Source organism: Streptomyces sp. NPDC086835 (genome assembly GCF_044745705.1).
GTDB lineage: Bacteria > Actinomycetota > Actinomycetes > Streptomycetales > Streptomycetaceae > Streptomyces.
In genome coordinates, this window is record NZ_JBIVAU010000005.1 from 222,209 (window position 1) to 242,383 (window position 20,175).

Genomic DNA, 20,175 nt, shown 5'->3' on the forward strand with positions numbered 1-20,175 from the left:
AGACTGCGGGCGGTCAGAGGCTGCGGGCGGTGATGTCGCCGTGGGAGGTGGTGGCGCGGATGTCGAGATCCGCGGTGCCGTCGTTCTTGAGGGTGTTGCTGATGCGGCCGTAGGTGGTGCCGGCATCCAGGGAGGCGGAGACTCCGGGGGCGGCGGTGACCGAAATGTCGCCGGACTGGGTACGCAGCACGACCGTGCCGCGCACGGCCTCGGCGATCCGGATGTCACCCCTTGCGGTGCTGATCTCCGCAGGGCCGCCCAGCCGACCGACCTCGACGTCGCCGTCAATCGCGGTGAGGTGGATGCTCGCGGCCTCGTCGATCTTGATCTGGCGGTACGCGCCTTCGAAGGTGACGTCGCCGAGGCGGCCGACGCCGCGGAGCTCGGAGCTGGCGGTCTTGGCCTCGACGCGTGAGCCGGCGGGCAGTTGGACGGTGACCTCCAGGGCTCCGGAGGGGCCGAAGAGCTGGTTCTTGGGCTCGGGCGTGTGGATCCGCAGGACGCCGTCGGCATAGGCGACGGTGGTCTGCTCGGCGGTCCGGACGTCGCGGCTCTTGGAGGGGTCGGCCGGCAGGACCTCGACGGTGGTGTCGGCGCGGTCGGCGGCGATGAACCGGATCCGTCCGGCGGGGATGTCGAGGACGGCGGAGACCGGGGCGGGGGTGTCGAACTTCTGCATCGTGCTCTCCTTGGGCTCGTTGTTTCCGATGCCAGAAAGCTACGTTGCATTCACCATATCGGCAACAGCCTCATTGCGATCCGATGTCATTAATGCAGGTGAGCGCCATACAATCGTTGCAACGACCCTGAAGGTAACGCAACGTCAGCCGTCGATTCGTTGCAATGATTTGGCGGTGAACGCTATGCTGGGGACACCTAGGAGCACGAAGGAGATCGCACATGCCGGGAGGCAGGCTCACCCAGCAGGAACGCCAGCAGATCGCGCTGGGGCTGGCCGACGGCCTCGCCTACGCGGAGATCGCCAGACGCCTCGACCGTCCGACGTCGACGATCACACGTGAGGTGATGCGCAACGGCGGCCCCACCACCTACCGCGCCGACCTCGCCCACCGCGCCACCGAACGCCGCACCCACCGCCGCAGACAGGCAGCGCCCCGCGGAGCGGAGGCCCCCCCGCAGGCCCACGGACGCGACGCCGAGGCAGTGCGCGAGTACGAGGAGACGTTCACCACCGCCATGATGCAGTCGGGCATGCCCAAGATGATGTCCCGGGTCATGGCCGCCCTCAGTGTCACCGACACCGGCAGCCTCACCGCGTCCGAACTCGTCCAGCGCCTCGACGTCAGCCCGGCGTCCGTCTCCAAAGCGATCGCGTTCCTCGAGAGCCAGGGCATGGTCCGTCGCGAGCGCGACGAACGCCGCCGCGAACGCTATGTGATCGACGACGACATCATGTACCAGTCGATGATGGCCAGCGCCCGCTCCATGGCCCAGATAGTCCGGACCACACGGCAGGGCGCCGGCATCCTCGGCCCCCACACCCCGGCCGGCGCCCGCCTCGAGAACATCGCCCGCTTCCTCGACTTCGTCTCCGAGAGCACCGCCCGCGCCGCGGACCAGGCCCGCGACATCCTCCACGCGAAAACCACAACACCCCCGGGCGGCGCCACCGCGCCGAGTTCAGATCACACATAGACGGCCGTCTCGATCGTCACAGCGATGAGACGTCCCTGGAGGCTCGGTTCACCGCCACAGCACTGATGTTGCTGTGGCTCTGCTCGGCCGGATCGTGGTCCATGGCGGTCTCCTCGCAAGGGCCGTCGGCGAAGGGCATGAGCGCGTCGAGTGGGACGGGAGGGCCGTTCAGCACCGGTCCGTGGTCCGCCGCAGACATGCACGGGGTGGACGTCGCGAACGGCCCGGCCACCGAGGACGTCCGGGTGGTGTCCTGGCCGGACGACCGATTTGACGGCCCGGCCACAACGTCCGGCGCGGTCTGTGCGCACGTCAACGCGGGCAAGGTGTCGGGAGGCGCGGATCGCCTGACAGAGGCCCGCGGCCAGGCCGACGGTGCTGTTGATGGCGGCGGTGCGGTCACCGCTGCCGGTGCCGAGGAACGTCTGCGGCTGGCGATCGACGAAGAGCATGACCGCGTTGTCCGGGGCGAGCAGGTCGGGGCTGGGGGCAGCTTTCACCTGGGCGGAGTCGACCATGAGGGGTTCCTCTCTGGCAGGGGCGTGACGGCGCCCGCAGGAAAGCGCGGGGCGGGTGGAGGGGCGACGCCTCGGGCCGCCGCCGGCCGGGGGGCGGACAGGCCACTCTCCCGCGCACCGGTCGGGGCGGGATACGGCGGCCTGACGTCACATCAACGACGCCAGTCCGGCGGGCCGGTCGCTTCTTTCCTCACGGCCCTGTGCTGCTCCGGCACTGCACAGCACCGGACATGCCCGTCCGCTCCCGCGATTTCTGCCCGTGCTTCTGCCTGGAGACCGAAGCGGTCCGCTGCTTGGCTGCTCAGTGCGGGCGGGAACCCGGGCCTCGCCGAAGCGGTCCGGTTGCTCTCCAGCGAGGTCGCTGCCCGTACGACGAGCCGTCCGGCCCTGCCGGGCGCCGGCCGCCGCCTTCCGGGGAGGTGCAGCCGTCCGTCCTGTTCCCGTGCGTTACAGCCCCGGAGTCACTTCCCCTGAGCGGAGAGCAACTTGAGCTTGGTGTTGACGACCGCCTCCGTGCCGGACCGGGACAAGGTCGCGTACTGGAACGATGCGGTGAGCAGGACCCTGGTGCCGATGACGGTCGCCCCGCGGGGCGACGGCCCGTTCGACGGCCGGATCGCCACCGACCGCCTCGGGTATCTCCAGGTCTCCACCATGGAGGCCGACGCGGAGCGGGTCAGCCGCACCCCGGCACTGATCGCCCGATCGTCCGAGGCGCTGGTGGCGGTCGGTGTCCAGATATCCGGCACGGCCACCTTCATCCAGGACGGCCGGCGGGCCGAGGTGGGCGAGGGAGACCTGGTGGTGTACGACACGACCCGGCCGTACTCCTTCGACTATCCGCAGCGGTTCGCCACGCACGTCTTCCAACTGCCCCGCCGCACGCTGGGCGTGCCGGACAGCGACATCCGGCAGGTCACGGGCAACGCCATCGGCACCGGGGACGGATTCGGCGCGATGCTGCTCCCGTTCCTTGCCACCCTGGCCTCCTCGGCCGACGGCTACCCGCCTGCCGTCGCGAACCGGCTGGCCGGCAATGTCGTCGACCTGTTCGCCACCCTGATCGCCGAGCGGGCCCACCCGGGCGGAACGGACGCGGACACCGCCCGCAGCCACCTGCTGCTGCGCGTCCGCGACCACATCAACCGGAGCCTGGGCGACCCCGACCTGTCGCCGGAGAGCATCGCCCGGACGCACCGGATCTCCGTCCGGTACCTGCACCGGCTCTTCGAGGGTGAGGGGACCACCGTCGGCCGGCTCATCCAGCAGCGGCGCCTGGAGGAGTGCGGCCGTGAACTGGCCCGCCGCGGCAGGACAGCTCCCACCGTGTCCGCCGTGGCCCAGCGGTGGGGCTTCGTCAACCCCGCTCACTTCAGCCGGTCCTTCCGCGCCGCCTACGGCGTCTCCCCCCGTGAATGGCGCAACCTGCGCACCGCCCAGGACGACGGCGGGCTGTCCCCGGCGGTCACCTCGGCGCCCGGGACCGTCCCGAAGGCCGCCGCCGATGTCCACGGTGCTGACCGGCCAATGGCTGGACTCGCGCCGTCCAGCGGGTAAGGTCCCCGCTCAGAGCCGTGCGGGCCGCCCAGTGCCTGCGGTGGAAGTGCCCCGGCCCGGCAGCCGCAGCATCGCGTTCCGCCGCTCGACCAGGCACCCGGTGCACCGAAACAACCCTTTCGCTTCAGGCCCCCTCGGCCCTCTCGGCAGGAGACCGTGTGACCGACTTCGTCCCATTTTCCGTTCGGCACCCGGTCCTGGACCGCCCCACCCGGGCATTCGTGACCCGGCACACCTGCCCAACGTCGGCGCACGACCCCGACCTGGAACAGGCCCGGATCGACCTCGTCCGTCTTCAGGGGAAGGACGACCCCGACCCCTTCGACGAGGAGGCCACCTCCACGGAGTGGCTCGCACTGCCGGGTGGGCCGACCGGTCACGTACGGGTGCAGGTGGTCAGGCCCGCCGACAGCGTCGGCGAGATCCCCGTCGTGCTGTTCCTGCACGGGCTGGGCTGGGTCCTGGGCGACGCCGGCACCCATGAGCGCCTGGTGCGCGCGTTCGCCCTCGGTACGGACGCGGCCGTGGTCTTCGTCGAGTACGAGCGCGCCCCCGAGGCGCAGTACCCGGTCGCCGTCGAGCAGTGCTACGCGGTCGCGAAGTGGATCTACGAGCGAGGCGGCGAGATCGGTCTGGACGGGAGCCGGATGGCCGCCGTGGGCGACTCGGCGGGCGGAAACCTGGTGGCGGCGCTGACCCTGCTCGCCAAGGAGCGCGGCGGGGTCCGGCTGCTTCAGCAGGTGCTGCTCTGCCCGGTCACCGACGCCGACTTCGACACCCCTTCGTACAGGGAGTTCGCCAAGGGCTACTTCCTCGGCCGCGAGACCATGCGCTGGTTCTGGGACCAGTACCTGCCCGACGTACGGCAGCGGAGCCAGGCCACCGCATCACCGCTGCAGGCCTCCCTGGAACAGCTCACCGGACTCCCCCCGGCACTGGTGGTCACCAGCGAGGCCGACGTGGTACGCGACGAGGGTGAGGCCTACGCGGCGAAGCTCCGTGCGGCCGGCGTGGCGGTGGTCTCCATGCGGTACCACGGGACGATCCACGACTTCGTGGTGCTCGATCCGCTGCGCGACACGGAGGCCGCCCGCGCCGCCCTCATCCAGGCCCTCGACACCGTGCACGTCGCCCTGCACCGGCACCGCGGTTGATTCCTCTCCACTGTGGACACAGCCTGCCGGCGATCACGACCGGAGTGATCTCCGCCCGGTTCGGCCTGCACAGAACCGCCGACGGATACGTGAGGGTACGGATCCTCCCGTCGGTGACGGCCATCGTGCTGACGTTCCGGCAGAAACGGCGGCACCCCAGGCCGTAGCCCGAGCGCACCCGGCCGACACCGGCGCATATCTGACCGCCCCGGCACCGCTTCAGCGCAGCGGCCGGTCCGCTCCGCGCAGGAAAGCACCGCTTGCCGGACGGCCGCCCGCGTCGGCGGACGATCGCGCAAAGCCGTGAGTGACGCGAAATCATGGACCCGGTCGGGAAACAGGCCGCGACGCAGCGCAGCTGATCGACACTCTCGTCCCACATCACGTCGGCCTTCGCGGTGATCAACGGGGCGGCGACAGCCTCACGGGATGCCGAACCCAGGGCACATCGTGGCGGCGGACGTTCCTCACTCGGAGGGGAGCGAGTCCAGGAGCTTCTGTGCGGTCTTGAGGTCTTTGCTGTCGGCCGCGTCACCGAAGGCGACGGCCTGACGGAGGCAGGAGCGGGCTTCCTCGGCTTCTCCCAGTTCGATCAGGGCCTCTCCCAGATGCAGTAGCGTGCTGCCCTCGATGTGGGGAATGCCGATGCGGTTGGACTGGACCACAGCATTGCGATAGTGGTCGGCGGCCTCGCGCCATCGCCGCAGGACGGCGTAGCCGCGACCGAGCGCGCGGGTCGTGTTGGCACGGTAGATGTCGGCGAGGTGACCGCTCACCGGGCAGTCGGGCGCATCCAGGAAGGTGATGATGCGCTGGTGCTGGATCAGGGATTCCTCGGCACGGCCGAGCAGGCGCAGGGAGGATCCGTAGGTGAACATGGCGCCCAGCCAGCCCTCGCGGTCGTCGGTCTCTTCGTAGAGCTCTATGGAGGCGAGTGACTTGTCGGCGGCCTCCTGGACCTCGCCGAGCTCCGCTTGGGCCCATGCCGCCTGCGCCAGTGCCGAGGCCTGCTGGGAAGCGTCCTGGGCGCGGCGGGCGCAGTCCAGCGCTTCGTGGGCCCGTTCGATGGCCTCCCCGTACCGGGATTCGCAGGAGAGGGCCCAGGAGTACATGTTGAGGTGGAAAGCCTGCATGTACGGGTCGTCAAGTGCGGTAGCGGCCTCGCCGGCCAAGCGGAAGACTTCCGGCCAGTGTCCCCAGTGGACCCACAGGTCGCAGAACCATTCCATGGCATAGACGGTCTCCACGACCTGGGTGTGCTCACTCCTCTGGGCGGCGCTGCGCAGCGCGGCGAGCCAGGCGGCGGCTTCGCTCTGGAGCCAGGCACGGGCCTGCTCGGCGCTCTCCAGCGGGACCAGGCCCTGCCAGGAGGGCGGCGGCGCCCCGTACTTGGGCTGGTACCAGCGGCCGGCGACCACAGCCGTCTCCAGCAGCCAGGTGCGCAGCCGGTCGTCGGCTGCTTCCCGCTCTCCGGGTTCCTCCTCGCGGGACAGCCGGGCGTGGGCGAACAGCCGCAGCAGGTCGTGCAGTTGGTAGCGGCCGGTGAAGGTGGCCTGCAGCAGCCCGGCCTCGACCAGCTCCTCCATCACGTCCTCGGCCTCGAAGACGCCGGTCGCGGTCAGAGCGGCGCCGTAGGCAGCGGTCATGTCCGGCCCCGGAACCAGGCTCAGCAGCCGCAGCATCCGCGCGGCCTGGCCGGTCAGCTGACGGTAGGACAGTTCGAACGCCGCCTCCACCCGCACGTCGCCGGCGGCGAGCGCGCCCAGCCGGCGCTCTTCGTCGGCCAGGCGGCGGACCAGGTGGTCAACGCTCCATCCGGAACGGACCGTCAGCCAGTTTCCCGCCACCCGCAAGGCCAACGGCAGTCGCCCGCACAGCTCCGCCACCCGCGCCACAGCCTCGGCTTCCGCGTCCGCCCGCTCCTCGCCCAGGATCCGGCGCAGCAGATCGACAGCCTCGTCCTGCGCCATCTCCGACAGCGCCAGGCGGTCGACGTCCTCCAACCCGGTCAGGGGCCGCCGACTGGTGACCAGCACCAGACTCCGCCCGCCCGCGGGCAGCAGCGCACGAACCTGCTCCTCGTCGCGGGCGTTGTCCAACACCACCAGGCACCGGCGGTCACCCAACAGCGCCCGCAGCAGCCCCGCGCGGCCCTGTGGATCCTCGCGCGCCAGCCGGCGGTCCGACATGCCAAGGGCCTTCAGCAGTTTCAGCAGCGCCTCGCCCGTGTCCACGGGGCCGTCCACCCCATGCAGGTCCACGACGAAACACCCGTCGGGGAACTCCTCCGCCAGATCCGCTGCCGCCTTCAGCGCCAGCGTCGTCTTCCCGCAGCCCGGAGGACCGGAGACGACCCACACCGACACCTCCCCGCCGGCACGGCCCCGTTCCGCTGCCTCCCGCAGTAGCGCCAGCTCCGGTTCGCGCCCCGTGAAGTCCCCCACCGATCGCGGCGGCACAGCCGTCCCCGCCACCGTCACCGCACGCGTCGGACGCGCCGCCCGCGCAGCCGCCAGCAGCGCCTCCCGCTCCGCATCCGCGAGCCCCAGCCCCTCCGCCAGCGCCACCACCGTACGCCGCTGCGGAACCCGACTACGCCCCCGCTCCATATCGCCGATCGCCCGGACACTCACGCCCGACGCCTCAGCCAACTCCTCCATCGTCAAACGGCCCCGCTGCCGCAGACCACGCAGAACAACCCCGATCGACTGCTCCCCTGACATGACCCTCCCTATTCTCCCCAGACGGAAGAATACGACGTATTTCTCCAGGCCACAGCCTCAGGACGGCGGCAACGACTGCCCTTGAACGCCCGGCCGACCCCGTCGCCCGGTGAACCGCCGACCGCCCCACCACACGCTGAGGAAGACGACCACGAAGTGCGGCACGCCCGCCGCGCCGTGTCCTCGGCCACCGCGGCGCGCAGCCCCGCGGACGCCTGGATCACGGCAACCACGGCATTGCGCCCTCCGCGCGGGCACCTGGCGCCATTCGGGTACGCACCGCACGGCACCGCAGGAGGCGGACCATGACCAACAGTTCCAGGCCCGTGAGCAGCAGCCGGCCGTGGCTGCACCGAACAAGGCGACCGCCCTATGGCCAGGCACGGGAGGAGGACGCTGTGGGGCCCGTTCCCGTGCACCCACAGTCATGCCGGCCACGCGGTGCACTCCTACCGTTCGAGGACCACTCGATCACCTGATGAATGGAGGGGCCTTGCAATTCGGGATCTTCACCGTTGGCGACGTCACACCTGATCCGACCACGGGCCGTACACCGACCGAGCGCGAGCGCATCAAGGCCATGGTCGCTGTCGCGCTGAAGGCCGAGGAGGTCGGTCTGGACGTCTTCGCGACCGGCGAGCACCACAACCCACCGTTCGTGCCCTCGTCGCCGACCACCATGCTGGGCTACATCGCCGCGCGGACCGAGAGGCTGATCCTCTCCACCGCCACCACCCTCATCACCACCAACGACCCGGTGAAGATCGCCGAGGACTACGCGATGCTCCAGCACCTGGCCGACGGGCGCGTGGACCTCATCATGGGGCGCGGCAACACCGGGCCCGTCTACCCGTGGTTCGGGCAGGACATCCGGGAGGGCGTCAACCTCGCCATCGAGAACTACGGCCTACTGCACCGGCTGTGGCGCGAGCACGTCGTCAACTGGGAGGGCAAGTTCCGCACGCCGCTGCAGGGGTTCACGTCCACGCCCCGCCCACTGGACGGCGTGCCACCGTTCGTCTGGCACGGCTCCATACGCTCACCGGAGATCGCCGAGCAGGCCGCGTACTACGGCGACGGCTTCTTCCACAACAACATCTTCTGGCCCATGTCCCACACCAAGAAGATGGTCGCTCTGTACCGAGAGCGGTACGCACACTACGGTCACGGCACCCCTGAGCAGGCCATCGTCGGCCTCGGCGGCCAGGTCTTCATGCGCAAGAACTCCCAGGACGCGGTGCGCGAGTTCCGTCCGTACTTCGACAACGCGCCCGTCTACGGCCACGGCCCCTCCCTGGAGGACTTCACCGAGCAGACACCGCTGACCGTCGGCTCCCCGCAGCAGGTCATCGAGCGGACGCTGACCTTCCGCGAGTACGCCGGCGACTACCAGCGCCAGCTGTTCCTGATGGACCACGCGGGGCTGCCGCTGAAGACCGTCCTCGAGCAGCTCGACATCCTCGGCGAGGAGGTCGTGCCGGTGCTGCGCGAGGAGTTCGCCAAGGCGCGGCCGGCCGGGGTGCCGGACGCGCCGACCCACCACTCCCTGCTCGCCGCCGCCACGGAATCCGAAAAGGTGTCCGCCGCATGAAGCTCATCGCTGTATCGGCGGGGCTGAGCGTCCCGTCCTCCACACGGCTGCTGGCCGACCGGCTCGCTGACGAGGTCCGCGAAAGGCTGGCGGACCAGGACCACAAGGTGGAAGTCGACGTCGTCGAGTTGCGTACCCTGGCCGTCGCCATCGCCAACAACCTCGTGACCGGTTTTCCGCCGCCGCATCTGGCCACCACGATCGACACGGTCACGGGCGCCGACGGCCTGATCGCCGTGACACCGGTGTTCTCCGCGTCGTACAGCGGACTGTTCAAGTCCTTCTTCGACCTGATCGATCCGGACGCCCTCACCGGCAAGCCGGTCCTGATCGCAGCAACAGGGGGCACGGCCCGCCACTCACTGGTCCTGGAACACGCCCTGCGCCCGCTCTTCGCCTACCTGCGCGCCGCCGTCGTCCCCACCGCCGTCTATGCCGCGTCCGAGGACTGGGGATCCGGGAGCGACACGTACACGGAGGGCCTGCCCGCACGCATACGGCGGGCAGGCGCGGAGATGGCCTCGCTCCTGGCCGCCAGGGCAACCGGCCCATTTCCCGAAGACGACATTACCGACAAGCAGCTCTCCGATCTGCGCTTCGACTGAGCCCGGGTCAAAAGGACCATGCTTTCGCTACGGTCAGGGACGTGCATGGCACCAGGAGGACGCGGACCACAACGGGTGCTGCGCACGCGCGGGCTCCCGCGACGAGCTGTTTCTGAAGCTGTTCGGTACCTGGGGGCACTCGGTTCGGTTGCTCTGAACTCTTCGTCACGTCCCGGCGCCAGTCCACCCGAACTCGCCGGCCTGACCCGGCTGCGGCGCTCCCGCGTCAACGCCCCCTGGTCTCCCTGCTCATCGACGCGGCCATCGCCCCTACCGAAGCAGACCTGAACTGGTCGAGGCTGCCGCCGAGCGGCTCGCCCCCTGACCGAGCGGGGCACCTGCGCGCCGGGCCGCGCGGACGTGCACGAACGGCATGAGCAGGCGCATGAGTACAGGTTGCGTGAGGGGGGGCCGAGGTGACATCGGCCCCATCTCGCGCAGACGACCGGGCCTCCACCAGGCTGTGCCGAAGTGACCCGTCGCCGGTACCGGGCGGCGCTGCGGGCCCGGGGCCAGGCGGCCCCGTGCCCGCAGGCGCGAGGAGCTTGACGAGTGCACGCTCGGCGGAGCTGCTCAGCATCGCCATACAGATCTCACGGCCTGTGACCACTCCCCCCGGACCATGAAGGGAGTCGCCGCAAGCAATTCGGCTCTGCCGAGGACCGGCCTGCCACTGAATCCGGCACTAGCTCCAGTCGATGTCGGACTGACGTTCCAGTGGTGTCCGGTCCTCCACGGATTCCGGGACCACAAGCGTGTCCGCCGCGGTCATCGCGGTGGGGAAGCGCAGGTGGGTCCGCGTCCGGATCTCGGACAGCTTGACCTGGAAGACCCGGAACTCGTCGAGTTCGAGGGCTTCGGGCACATCCAGGTTCTGCGTCAGCAGGAACGCCTTGCACTTGAGCTTGCCGTCTTCGGAGAAGACGAGCACCTTCCAGAACTCGCGCGGGAGCTTGACCCCCCGGAAGACTCGGTCGTCCTCGTGGAAGACCGGGCCGCCGAACACGCTGACCTTGAGCTCGTCGACACGGACGTCTTCGAAGACCGCGTCCTCGAGGTGGCCCCAGATGCCGTTCCGCCCGCTCTGGTTGAAGTCGTCCATCTGCGGAGTGATGTTGGTGTAGAAGAACGAGTCCTTGTTGGCCTTCTTCGCCTCGGGCAACGAGCCCCACACCACGTCGGCGCGACGCGCGATGTGGCCGCGGTCGAGCCGGTTGTTGCGGCCCTTGTACAGCTCGTTACTGACCTGGGCGGCGGCCGGAAGCCGCGGGTCCTTGACGAAGTCGATGCCCTTCCGGTCGAGCTTCTTGAGTGTGCCGCCGTCGATGTTCCAGGCCACCCAGACGGCGAAGCGCCGCGACGTGCTGAGGGCCAGCGAGAAGTGCGTGTAAGGGATCACCTCGGACCCGTTGATCCGGACGGCGTCCTCCTTGATCGACGGGTTGAGCTGCGGGGTTCCGATCGGTACCGCGAGGAAGCCCGGGTCGTACCCGGTCAGGGCCTCCAGCGATTCGGGGTCCGGCGGTGCCAGGGTGAGCTTCAGTTCGTCGAAGACCGCCTGGGGGAGGCAGGCCAGAGCGCGGTCCTCGGGGTCCTCGTCCCCCTCACCACCGAAGTGCAGACCGGCCATTACGTCCGTGGGCCTGCCGGAGCGGGTCGTGAACATCCAGACCGATCCGGAGTCACCGGGCAGGCTGATCTCGTCGCCGTCCGCCGGATGTTTGGGGTCGGGGCCTATCTCGAAGCATTCGATCTCGCGAACTCCGACCGACGCGCCGTAGTTGATGCTGACGACGGCGAAGGGCCTGGTCACCAGGCCGTGCGTGACCCCGGTGGTGCGGCCGCTCTTGACGACCTTGTCGTCGATCTGCGGTTCGCCCAGCTTCGTCGGCGTGACATCGAGGTCGAGGATGTCCCTGGCGAAATCACGATCGGTGACCGTCGACACTGCGCAGTCGCCGACCCTGCCGAGGTGGGCGCGCTTGAGCGTGCCGAGACGGTTCATCGCGATGCGGCTGTCGTCGGCCTTGCCGGGTTGCACGACCACGTCGCCGAGCTCGCCCTTACGGCCGTTCAGCACGTGCCAGTTGCTCAGCAGGCAGGGCGAACCGTCGTTCCTGTCGAAGGAGATGCACCCGAAGGTGCCGGCGCTCACCTTGACGTTGCCGACGCTCACGCCGGGGCGGACCGGATCGACGCGCTTCTGCCGCTGCGGCGTCTCGCCCTCGGCCACCACGAGGAAGTGCGGCTTGTAGGAGCGCTGGACGACATCGGTCGGCACCGTGACGCCGTCACCTATGTCGATGGTCTCGGGGATCTCGGCGGTCTTCAGTTCGTCCAGTCCCTCCGGACGGACCTTTTTGTCGACCGTGAACTGAAGGGCCAGCTCCTTGCCCCGTTTCCCGTTCTTCTCCTTGTACCCAATACCGATCGAGGACACATTCGGGTCGCTGAGAAAGCCCGATCCGCGGGTACGGATGAACTGCTTGAGATCGCCGATCAGCTTGTCCTGACCGCTTGTGGAGGGCCTGGGATCGGCGGACGCACGCTTCTTGGCAGCCATGGAAGGCTCCCTTCACGCATGGAGTTCGGGCGTGAGAAGCCCTGCCTAAATCATGGGGATCCAGCTGTGGTTGAACCCGAAGCGAACGGCCTGGGCTTCCCGCTCTGTCGTGCACCTTCCAGGATACGTCCGGGGCCAGAACATGTAATGCCATGCACTTGCACTGCGCGGAAACAGGCGAACATTCAACGATATTTTGTTACATCGCCTACAACTCTGAATGGGTTCAACGTCATTGAGGGGGGACAAAGCCGGCTACAGGCGATGGGAGTAGTAGCCATGGGCAGGCACATCAACGACCCCTTTGAAACGTACAGGGCAGTCGCTGACAGCGGCCGCGCCGCAGAACTCGCCTCGACCACGTCTCCGTTCCAGATCGAGGTGCGGTTCCTCGGAGGGCTGACGAACAGCCAGAAGAGCGTCTTCGCCGAGGCCGCGGACCGTTGGGCGCGCGTCATCGTGGGAGACCTGGAGACCGCGATCATCAACGACCTCACCGGTAGGGTCGTGATCAACGATCTCTTGATCGACGCCGAAGGCGTGCCGATCGACGGTGTCAACAACGTCCCCAACATCCTCGGACAGGCCGGCCCGACGCGGTTCCGGAGGGACGACGCGGCCAGCGGAGCGGGACTTCCCGCGAAGGGGCGCATGATGTTCGACAGCGCCGACCTGACCCAGATGGAAGAGGAGGGCTCACTCCTCGACGTCATTACGCACGAGATGGGACACGTACTGGGGATCGGAACCGTCTGGGAGGACTTCGGCTTCCTGAAGGACTTCCCCGGCCTCGACCCGACCTTCGTCGGCTCGGGCGCCATGAAGGAGTTCGGAAGACTCACCGGAGATGGGCCCGCCCCGGTGCCGGTCGCCAATGTCGGCGGCGCGGGAAGCGCGGGCGGCCACTGGCGTGAGAGCGTCTTCGACAACGAACTGATGTCGCCGAACATCGACGGCAACAACAACCCCCTGAGCCGTCTGACGGTGGCGAGCCTGGGCGACCTCGGATACACGGTCGACCTCGACGCGGCACAGGACTACGAGCTGCCGAATCTTCTCGAGATCGCACGATCCGGCCGCGTACCGACCTCGATGCCGGAGCATGTGGTGCTTCCGACCGTCCCGACCCGTATCCCGGCCGAGAGGCCCTGACTGACGGACCTGGTCGGGGCGGCGTCCGCGCGCTGCGGACCGCTCGCTGACAGCGAGCCGGGAGGGCGGGGATGCGTCCGCCTACGGGCGGACCGGACACCCGCCCTCCTTAAGCATGTTGACACCTCAAAAGAGTGAGTGATTAAGTACTCACATGAACGCGGAACGCCGACGCCAACTGTCCACCGCCGACGAACGCCGTGAAACCGTGCTGCGCACGGCGATCGGCGCCTTCGCGGCGCGGGGGTACTTCGGTACCACCACCACCGAGGTCGCCAAGGCCGCCGGCATCTCCCAGGCCTACGTCTACCGGCTCTTCCCCAACAAGGAAGCACTGTTCGTCGCCGTCGTCGAGCACTGCTTCGTCCGGGTTCGCGAGAGCCTGGAGGCTGGTGCGGCCGCCGCGAAGGGCAGCTCGCCCGAGGCGGTGCTCTCGGCGATGGGGGACGCGTACGCCCGCCTGATCAGCGACAACGACCTCATGCTGGTGCAAACGCATGCCCAGGCCGCCGCGGTCTCCGAGCCCGCCGTCCGAGATGCCGTACGCGCCGGGTACGCACGCCTGGTGGAGTACGTGCGCGGAGCCTCGGGCGGTGACGACCGACAGGTGCAGGAGTTCTTCGCCGTCGGGATGCTCTGTCACCTTCTGGTGTCGATGGACGTCGACACCGTGGACGCCCCGTGGACGCGCACCCTCGCCGCGGGCATCCGGCACTACTGACCCTGAAGCACAGCACGACACCCCTCGACATTTACCCCCTTCGACCTGATGCAGCTGCATCACGTCCAGCCAGTGAGTGATCAAACACACATAGAATCTGCAGGGCTCGCCAACAGCCCTCGACACCCGTGGAGGAACGACATGCTCGCCCTTGCCGCCGCCGTATTGACCGCGCTTCCCCTGACCTTCGGGCCGGGTGACTCCGACCGCGAACCCCTGGGGATCGACCAGAACGCTCCGGTGATCACCCGCGACGACATCGTCATCCACGCACCCCTGAACCGCGTGTGGCGGATCCAGACCGACGTGGAACAGTGGCCGGCCTGGCAGCCCGGCGTCAGCTCGTCGGTCAAGCAGACCCCGGGGCCGCTCAGGCCGGGCTCGTCCTGGGTGTGGTCCACCGACGGCCTCGAGGGGATCACCTCCACGGTCACTCAGGTCGAGCCCAAGCGGCGCATCGTGTGGGGCGGCCCCGCCCAAGGCATCACCGCCGTCCACGTGTGGACCTTCACCCCGACGGAGGACGGGGTGAAGGTGCACACCGAGGAGTCCTGGTCCGGCGATCCGGTCACCGCCGACACCGCCGTACTCCAGCAGGCGCTCGACGCCTCGCTCGAGCGCTGGCTCCACAACCTCAAGCAGCGGGCCGAGCAGCGCCCCTGAAATACCAGGCCGCTCTCGGTGCCGCTTTTCGCCCAAACAGTGAGTGATTGACCACGCATTCCTCTGGCCTGTGATCCGGCACTCGCCGACACCACCCGCACGCAAAGAAGCTCAAGAGAAACGGACGCCGTCATGACCAGCAAGCCCTACCTCACCGGTCACTACACCCCCGTCGCCGACGAGATCACCGCCACCGGCCTGACAGTCGAGGGCAGCATCCCGCCCGAGCTCACCGGCAGGCTGATCCGCAACAGCCACAACCCGAAGCCCGGTATCACCCCGACCCACTGGTTCAAGGGCAGCGGCATGGTCCACGGCATCCGCCTCCAGGACGGCCGTGCCGAGTGGTACCGCAACCGCTGGGTGCACACCCCCGCCCTGGACGGCGCCCCCTACATGACCGCGCACGGCCCCGACCTCACCGCGAGCACCGCCGGCACCCACGTCATCGAGCACGGGGGACGCCTGCTGGCCCTGTGCGAGTCGAATCTGCCCTTCGAGCTCACCGCCGACCTGGAGACCGTGGGGGCCTTCGATTTCGGCGGCAAGCTCACCTCCGCCATGACCGCCCATCCCAAGGAGGACCCGGTCACCGGCGAGCTGCACTTCTTCGCCTCCTCGCCCTTCCCTCCGTTCCTGATCCACCACGTCGCCTCGCCCGACGGTCAGGTCCTGGAAAGCCAGGAGGTCCCCGGCGCCACCGCCGCGCTCAAGCACGACTTCGCCATCACCGAGCACCACGTCGTCTTCCTGGAGGGGTCGGTCACCTTCGACCCGTCCGAACACTCCGGCATCCCCTACGCCTGGAGCGACGCCCGGCCGACCCGGATCGGGGTCATGCCGCGCGGCATCGGCGGCGCCGCCAAGGTGCGCTGGTTCGAGATCGCCCAGGGGTACGGCATGCACTTCGCCAACGCCTACGAGGACGCCCTCGGCCGGATCGTCGTCGAGGGACCCACGGTCGGCCGCGAGGGCTGGCAGCGCTCCTGGAACTGGTGGGTCGGAGCACCCGACCGCGGCGCCGAGCCCAACTCCGGCTCACGAAGCCGCCGCTGGACCGTCGATCTCGCGGCCGGCCGCGTCACGGAGGAGCAGACCGACGACCTGACCGTGGAGTTCCCCACCATCAACGACGCTTTCCTCGGCCGCGAGCACCGCTACCAGTACGCGCTGTCGTTCCCCGACGACCTCGGCATCGGCAACCACACCCTGGTGAAGTACGACCGCACGACCGGTGCCCGGCAGCTGCTGGCCTTCGGCACCGGCCAGCTGCCCAGCGAGGCGGTCTTCGTCCAGGCCGAAGCCGCCACCGGCGAAGACGCCGGCTACCTCCTCACGGTCGTCAGCGACCTCAACGCCGACGCCTCCAGGATGCTCGTCCTCGACGCCTCCGACCTCAGCGTCCCCCCGATCGCCACCATCCACCTGCCCCGCCGCGTCCCCGCGATGATCCACGGCTCCTGGATCCCCGACGCCACGATCTGACCGCGCGATCACCCGGGCGGGCAGTGGAAGCCGTCGCGCCTCCGGTGCCCGCCCCGCCCACCGGCGCGCGACGGGCCGTCACTTGATCTGCGGGAGCGCGACGGCTCGTCGCCCGCGCCTCTCGGAACGGCACAGCAGATGTCCACCGCACAGGGGAGTTGTCGTGAAGTCGATCAACCCGACCCGGAGCTCACGCTCCCTGTCGGCCACGCGCAGCGGAGCGGCTCTTACCGTTCTGGCCGGCGCGCAATTCGTGGTCACGCTGAGCACATCCGTCGTCAACGTCGCTCTGCCCGCCGTTCGCGACGGGGTCGGCCTGTCCGACAGCGGCATGTCCTGGGTCGTCAACGCCTACGGACTCGCCTTCGGGGCCCTGCTTCTGTCGGGCGGGAGAGCCGCCGATCTCCTCGGCCGACGGCGGGTCCTCCTCGCAGGCCTCGCCCTCTTCGCGGTGGCCTCGACGACCGCAGGACTGGCCTCCATGGCGTGGCTGCTGATCGGCGCGCGTACGGCCCAGGGGATCGGCGCCGCGGCCGTGGCGCCCGCGGCACTCGCCCTGGTCATGCAACTCTTCCCGCCCGGTCCCGGCCGCGGCAAGGCGCTGGGGGTGTGGGGTGCGGTCTCCGGCGCCGGCGGAGCGGCCGGGGTACTGGCGGGCGGACTGCTCACCCAGAGCCTCGGCTGGCCCTGGATCTTCCACGTCTCGGGAATCGGCGCGGCCCTCGTGTGCGCCGCCGCTGCCGCGCTGCTGCCGGCAACCGCCCTTCCCGCCGCGGGCGCCCGCCGGATCGATCTCGCCGGAACACTCGCCGTCACGCTCGGGCTGGTCGCCCTCGTCCACGGGCTCACCGCCGCCCGGCGGTCCGGATGGACCGACCCGTTGGTGCTGACCTCCCTGATCGCCGCCGCCGTTCTGCTCCTGCTGTTCGTCCTGGTCGAACGGCGGCATCCGGCCCCCCTGATCCCGCCGCGCCTGCTCACGACAGGTACGGTCGCCCCGGCCAATCTCGTCATGACACTGCTCGGCGCCGTGTGGGTCGGACTGTTCTTCTTCCTTCCCCTCTACCAGCAGCAAGTGCTCGGCGCCGGGCCGCTGGAGGCGGGGCTGTCCCAACTGCCCCTGGCAGCAGCGAACATGCTGGGCTCCTCCCTCGCCCCACGCCTCGCCGGCCGACTGGGAGCCCATGTCACCCTCGCCGCCGCCCTGCTGACGCAGGCGGCCGGGCTGCTGTGGCTGTCCCGCATCTCGGCGCAGGGCACCTTCCCCACCGACCTGCTCGGTCCCACCGTCGTCATCGGCCTCGGACTCGGCATCGGCTTCGTCCAGCTCACCAGCGCCGCCGTGGCCGGCGTGAACCCCGCTGACGCGGGCCTGGCCGGGGGCCTGGTCAACACCACCCGCCAGATCGGCGGCGCCATCGGCCTTGCCGTCCTCGGCACCCTTGCCGCCTCGACGACAGCCGGCGCAGCGCCTCACGCGTCCACCGCCGAGGCCCTCACCGAGGGCTATCAGGCCGCGTTCCTCGTCTCCGCTGCGCTCATCGCCGCCGGAGCCGCACTCACTCCCCTGCTCGCACGCCGCGCGGCCCGACCGGCCGCCCCGGACCAGAGGCCGACCGCGCCCCATGCCGCCACGCCGCACAGCCCACCGACGCCGCCACCGTGCGCTGACGCGTCTCCAACCGGATGACTCGACAGCCGTCTCCGCGACCGCCGGAACAATGCGGCCCCATGGAAGCAATCCGGGCCGGTCGGCGCGGAGTGCCGCCGTCGGCCCGGCCTTCCGGCGTTCAGCTCTCGGTCGGGGTGAGCACGACGAAGTCCGCGTTCGACGGGTCGAGGCAGACCGCCAAGCGGCCGACGCCCTCCGCGTCCTCCGGCCCCATCTGCACGCTGCCGCCCTTGTCGTTGACCTGTGCGACCGCGGCATCACAGTCGGCGACGGCGAAGACCGGGTGCCAGTACGGCTGCCCGTTCGCCAGAGCGAGGTCCTCCTTGCGGAGCTCCATGAGGCCGCCGTGCATACGCTCCTCTGGAAGCCCGGCAGGAGTGATGAGGGAGTACGTGCCCCCGCCGCCGGGCAGCTCCATGTCACTGAACTGCCAGCCGAAGACCCGGCCGTAGAACTCCTTCGCAGCCGCGACGTCGCTCGTGTACAGCTCGGTCCAGGACAGCGAGCCCGGCTGGTCCACAAGGTCGACGCCCTTGTTCTGCCCAGGCTGCCAGACGGCGAACTGGCCCCCCAGCGGGTCGCTGTACTGCGCCATCCGGCCCCATTCGTCGAGGTCCCTCGGCGCCACCCGCACCGTGCCGCCCGCGCTCTCCACGGCCTGGGTCGTGGCATCCGCGTCGGCGACGCAGTAGTAGATCATCCAGGCCGGACGCGCGCCCTTCTCTGTGAGCTTGCCCAGCCCGGCGACGATCTTGCCGTCCTTCCGGAACATCCCGCCTTCCATGTCCTCCCCCTCCCCCATGGACTCGTAGTCCCACCCCAGCACCGCGCCGTAGAAGGCCGCGGCGGCCGGGACGTCGGGGGCACCGAGGTCCAGCCAACAGGGGGAGCCGGGGGCGAAATCAGTGGTGATCACGACGATTCCCTTTCGCAGATCAGGTCTCAGCTCAGACTGACACCCGGCACCGACACCCGCCCGTCGGCCCGGCCGTCACATCCCTCCATCAGATCGGTGAACGTCGTCCGCCTGGGTCCTCGCGACATCCTGGGACGGCGGCAGCCGGCGCGCCTGGCCGTGGTGCGGTCCATCGTCCGACAGTGGCGCCCCAGACGCTGCCGGCACTCGACTGCAGCGCAACTGCAGCGGGACCAAGATGGTTTTCACGCGCTGCGATTGCCTAGTCTCCTTGTGACCTCATGGCACGGCGACGCAAAGGACACGGGGATGAGCGCAAACGGGGGCGCCGGGGCACCGTGGAACCCGTACGGCGGGGGACAACCGCCGGGACCGGGTGGGCCACCCCTACCGCCGCCGGGTCCGTGGCCGCCTGCCCCGGGGCGCCGGCTGACCTTCGGGCGTCTCTTCAACCCGATCGCCGTGGGGCGCGCGGTGTTCACGCCGTCCCGGCCCGACCGTGTGCACGACCCGATGGTGAAGAGGGTCCAGGTCGTCCGGACGATCGTCGGCCTGGTCGCCATCACGTGGATGCTGCTGTCCTACGGGCCGGCCTCGGACGCCGACGCCGTGGTGGACGACCGCTTCGCCCAGATCCGTACCACCCTCATCGTGCTGGGGGTGACCTTCCCGGTCGCCGTCGCCGCTTTCATCGCGGCGGCCCGCCCGCCCAACCGGCGTCTGTTCCTGCGCCGTGTGGGCAAGCCTGCCGGGGCTCTGCTCGCGCTGGTCGTCACGCTCGCCGTGCCGAGACTGATCACGGGACTCGGCTACGTGACCGAGGACACGAACTGGACGGCTTCCGCGGGGCGGGTGGTGCTCCTGTTCGCCCTGGGTGCCTTCCTGTTGTGGCTCGCCCCGTTCGGTCTCTACGGCATCGCGCAGTCGCTCGTGCACGTCTTCCGGACAGCGGACCTCCACGAGACGGTTCCGCCGCTGCTCGCGACGCTGCTCGTGTGGGAAGTCGCCCTCTTCGACCTGTTCCGCGGCGCCTACGACAGCGTGCCGTTCTGGGTGCGGATGGCCTTCACCCTGGGAGCCCCGCTGTCGGTCACCCTCGTGGCGATGTGGGAGCTGCGGCGGCTGCGTACGCGGCACGGCATCACCCTGCGCGGAGCGCTGCTCCGCTGAGCCTTCGCGACGAAGGAGTCCTTCGGGCC

The 20,175-nt window shown here is 69.6% G+C and carries 16 protein-coding genes and 1 pseudogene; 11 read left to right on the top strand and 6 right to left on the bottom strand.

Translation table 11 applies throughout. The features are described from left to right. Nucleotides 1–13: 13 nt before the first annotated feature. A complete protein-coding gene (locus ACIPJI_RS18865; protein ID WP_402247423.1) occupies nt 14–679 on the bottom strand; it encodes a DUF4097 family beta strand repeat-containing protein in 666 nt (221 codons plus the stop codon). A gap of 221 nt (nt 680–900) precedes the next feature. Between ACIPJI_RS18865 and ACIPJI_RS18870 the strand changes: the two genes are divergently transcribed. Next, entirely contained in the window at nt 901–1,656 is a 756-nt protein-coding gene (locus ACIPJI_RS18870) for a helix-turn-helix domain-containing protein (RefSeq protein ID WP_356621446.1), read from the top strand. 16 nt (nt 1,657–1,672) lie between these two features. Here ACIPJI_RS18870 and ACIPJI_RS18875 read toward each other — a convergent pair whose 3' ends face one another. After that, on the bottom strand, nt 1,673–1,855 hold the full coding sequence (locus tag ACIPJI_RS18875) for a hypothetical protein (protein ID WP_402247721.1): 183 nt from the start codon (nt 1,853–1,855) through the stop codon (nt 1,673–1,675). Between the two features lie 163 nt (nt 1,856–2,018). Continuing rightward, a pseudogene (locus ACIPJI_RS18880) lies at nt 2,019–2,174 on the bottom strand (hydrolase); the annotation flags it as partial. 486 nt (nt 2,175–2,660) lie between these two features. On the opposite strand from ACIPJI_RS18880, the gene ACIPJI_RS18885 reads away from it, so the two are divergent. Both ACIPJI_RS18885 and ACIPJI_RS18890 read left to right on the top strand, forming a co-directional pair. Then, the gene (locus tag ACIPJI_RS18885; RefSeq protein ID WP_402247425.1) at nt 2,661–3,731 is read left to right on the top strand and encodes a helix-turn-helix domain-containing protein; all 1,071 of its coding nucleotides are present in this window, start codon (nt 2,661–2,663) and stop codon (nt 3,729–3,731) included. Between the two features lie 158 nt (nt 3,732–3,889). Further along, on the top strand, nt 3,890–4,885 hold the full coding sequence (locus ACIPJI_RS18890) for an alpha/beta hydrolase (protein WP_402247426.1): 996 nt from the start codon (nt 3,890–3,892) through the stop codon (nt 4,883–4,885). A gap of 467 nt (nt 4,886–5,352) precedes the next feature. On the opposite strand, the gene ACIPJI_RS18895 is transcribed toward ACIPJI_RS18890, so the two are convergent. Then, nucleotides 5,353–7,608 carry an NB-ARC domain-containing protein gene (locus ACIPJI_RS18895; protein WP_402247428.1) on the bottom strand — a complete coding sequence of 752 codons (2,256 nt, stop codon included), beginning with the start codon at nt 7,606–7,608 and terminating at the stop codon, nt 5,353–5,355. Between the two features lie 493 nt (nt 7,609–8,101). On the opposite strand from ACIPJI_RS18895, the gene ACIPJI_RS18900 reads away from it, so the two are divergent. Both ACIPJI_RS18900 and ACIPJI_RS18905 read left to right on the top strand, forming a co-directional pair. Next, nucleotides 8,102–9,199: an LLM class flavin-dependent oxidoreductase gene (locus ACIPJI_RS18900; protein WP_402247430.1), complete on the top strand. Its 1,098-nt coding sequence runs from the start codon at nt 8,102–8,104 to the stop codon at nt 9,197–9,199. Beyond that, complete coding sequence (locus ACIPJI_RS18905) at nt 9,196–9,804, top strand: FMN reductase (RefSeq protein WP_402247432.1); 609 nt, start codon at nt 9,196–9,198, stop codon at nt 9,802–9,804. The genes ACIPJI_RS18900 and ACIPJI_RS18905 overlap by 4 nt, the downstream gene beginning before the upstream one ends. A gap of 685 nt (nt 9,805–10,489) precedes the next feature. Here ACIPJI_RS18905 and ACIPJI_RS18910 read toward each other — a convergent pair. Next, entirely contained in the window at nt 10,490–12,367 is a 1,878-nt protein-coding gene (locus ACIPJI_RS18910; RefSeq protein WP_402247434.1) for a DNA/RNA non-specific endonuclease, read from the bottom strand. A 279-nt stretch (nt 12,368–12,646) separates the two neighbouring features. Here ACIPJI_RS18910 and ACIPJI_RS18915 point away from each other — a divergent pair, with 279 nt between their 5' ends. The 5 genes from ACIPJI_RS18915 (at nt 12,647) to ACIPJI_RS18935 (ending at nt 18,078) form a co-directional block, all read left to right on the top strand. Next, nucleotides 12,647–13,519 carry a leishmanolysin-related zinc metalloendopeptidase gene (locus tag ACIPJI_RS18915; RefSeq protein WP_402247436.1) on the top strand — a complete coding sequence of 291 codons (873 nt, stop codon included), beginning with the start codon at nt 12,647–12,649 and terminating at the stop codon, nt 13,517–13,519. A 154-nt stretch (nt 13,520–13,673) separates the two neighbouring features. After that, complete coding sequence (locus tag ACIPJI_RS18920; RefSeq protein ID WP_402247438.1) at nt 13,674–14,240, top strand: TetR/AcrR family transcriptional regulator; 567 nt, start codon at nt 13,674–13,676, stop codon at nt 14,238–14,240. A gap of 141 nt (nt 14,241–14,381) precedes the next feature. Next, the gene (locus ACIPJI_RS18925) at nt 14,382–14,903 is read left to right on the top strand and encodes an SRPBCC family protein (RefSeq protein ID WP_356621450.1); all 522 of its coding nucleotides are present in this window, start codon (nt 14,382–14,384) and stop codon (nt 14,901–14,903) included. A gap of 132 nt (nt 14,904–15,035) precedes the next feature. Then, nucleotides 15,036–16,388, top strand: a complete 1,353-nt coding sequence (locus tag ACIPJI_RS18930; protein ID WP_402247440.1) for a carotenoid oxygenase family protein — start codon at nt 15,036–15,038, stop codon at nt 16,386–16,388. Nucleotides 16,389–16,551: 163 nt separating this feature from the next. Beyond that, on the top strand, nt 16,552–18,078 hold the full coding sequence (locus ACIPJI_RS18935) for an MFS transporter (RefSeq protein ID WP_402247442.1): 1,527 nt from the start codon (nt 16,552–16,554) through the stop codon (nt 18,076–18,078). Between the two features lie 100 nt (nt 18,079–18,178). Here ACIPJI_RS18935 and ACIPJI_RS18940 read toward each other — a convergent pair whose 3' ends face one another. Then, the gene (locus ACIPJI_RS18940; RefSeq protein ID WP_402247443.1) at nt 18,179–18,976 is read right to left on the bottom strand and encodes a VOC family protein; all 798 of its coding nucleotides are present in this window, start codon (nt 18,974–18,976) and stop codon (nt 18,179–18,181) included. A 474-nt stretch (nt 18,977–19,450) separates the two neighbouring features. On the opposite strand from ACIPJI_RS18940, the gene ACIPJI_RS18945 reads away from it, so the two are divergent. After that, nucleotides 19,451–20,146: a hypothetical protein gene (locus ACIPJI_RS18945; protein WP_402247444.1), complete on the top strand. Its 696-nt coding sequence runs from the start codon at nt 19,451–19,453 to the stop codon at nt 20,144–20,146. Nucleotides 20,147–20,175: the final 29 nt, after the last annotated feature.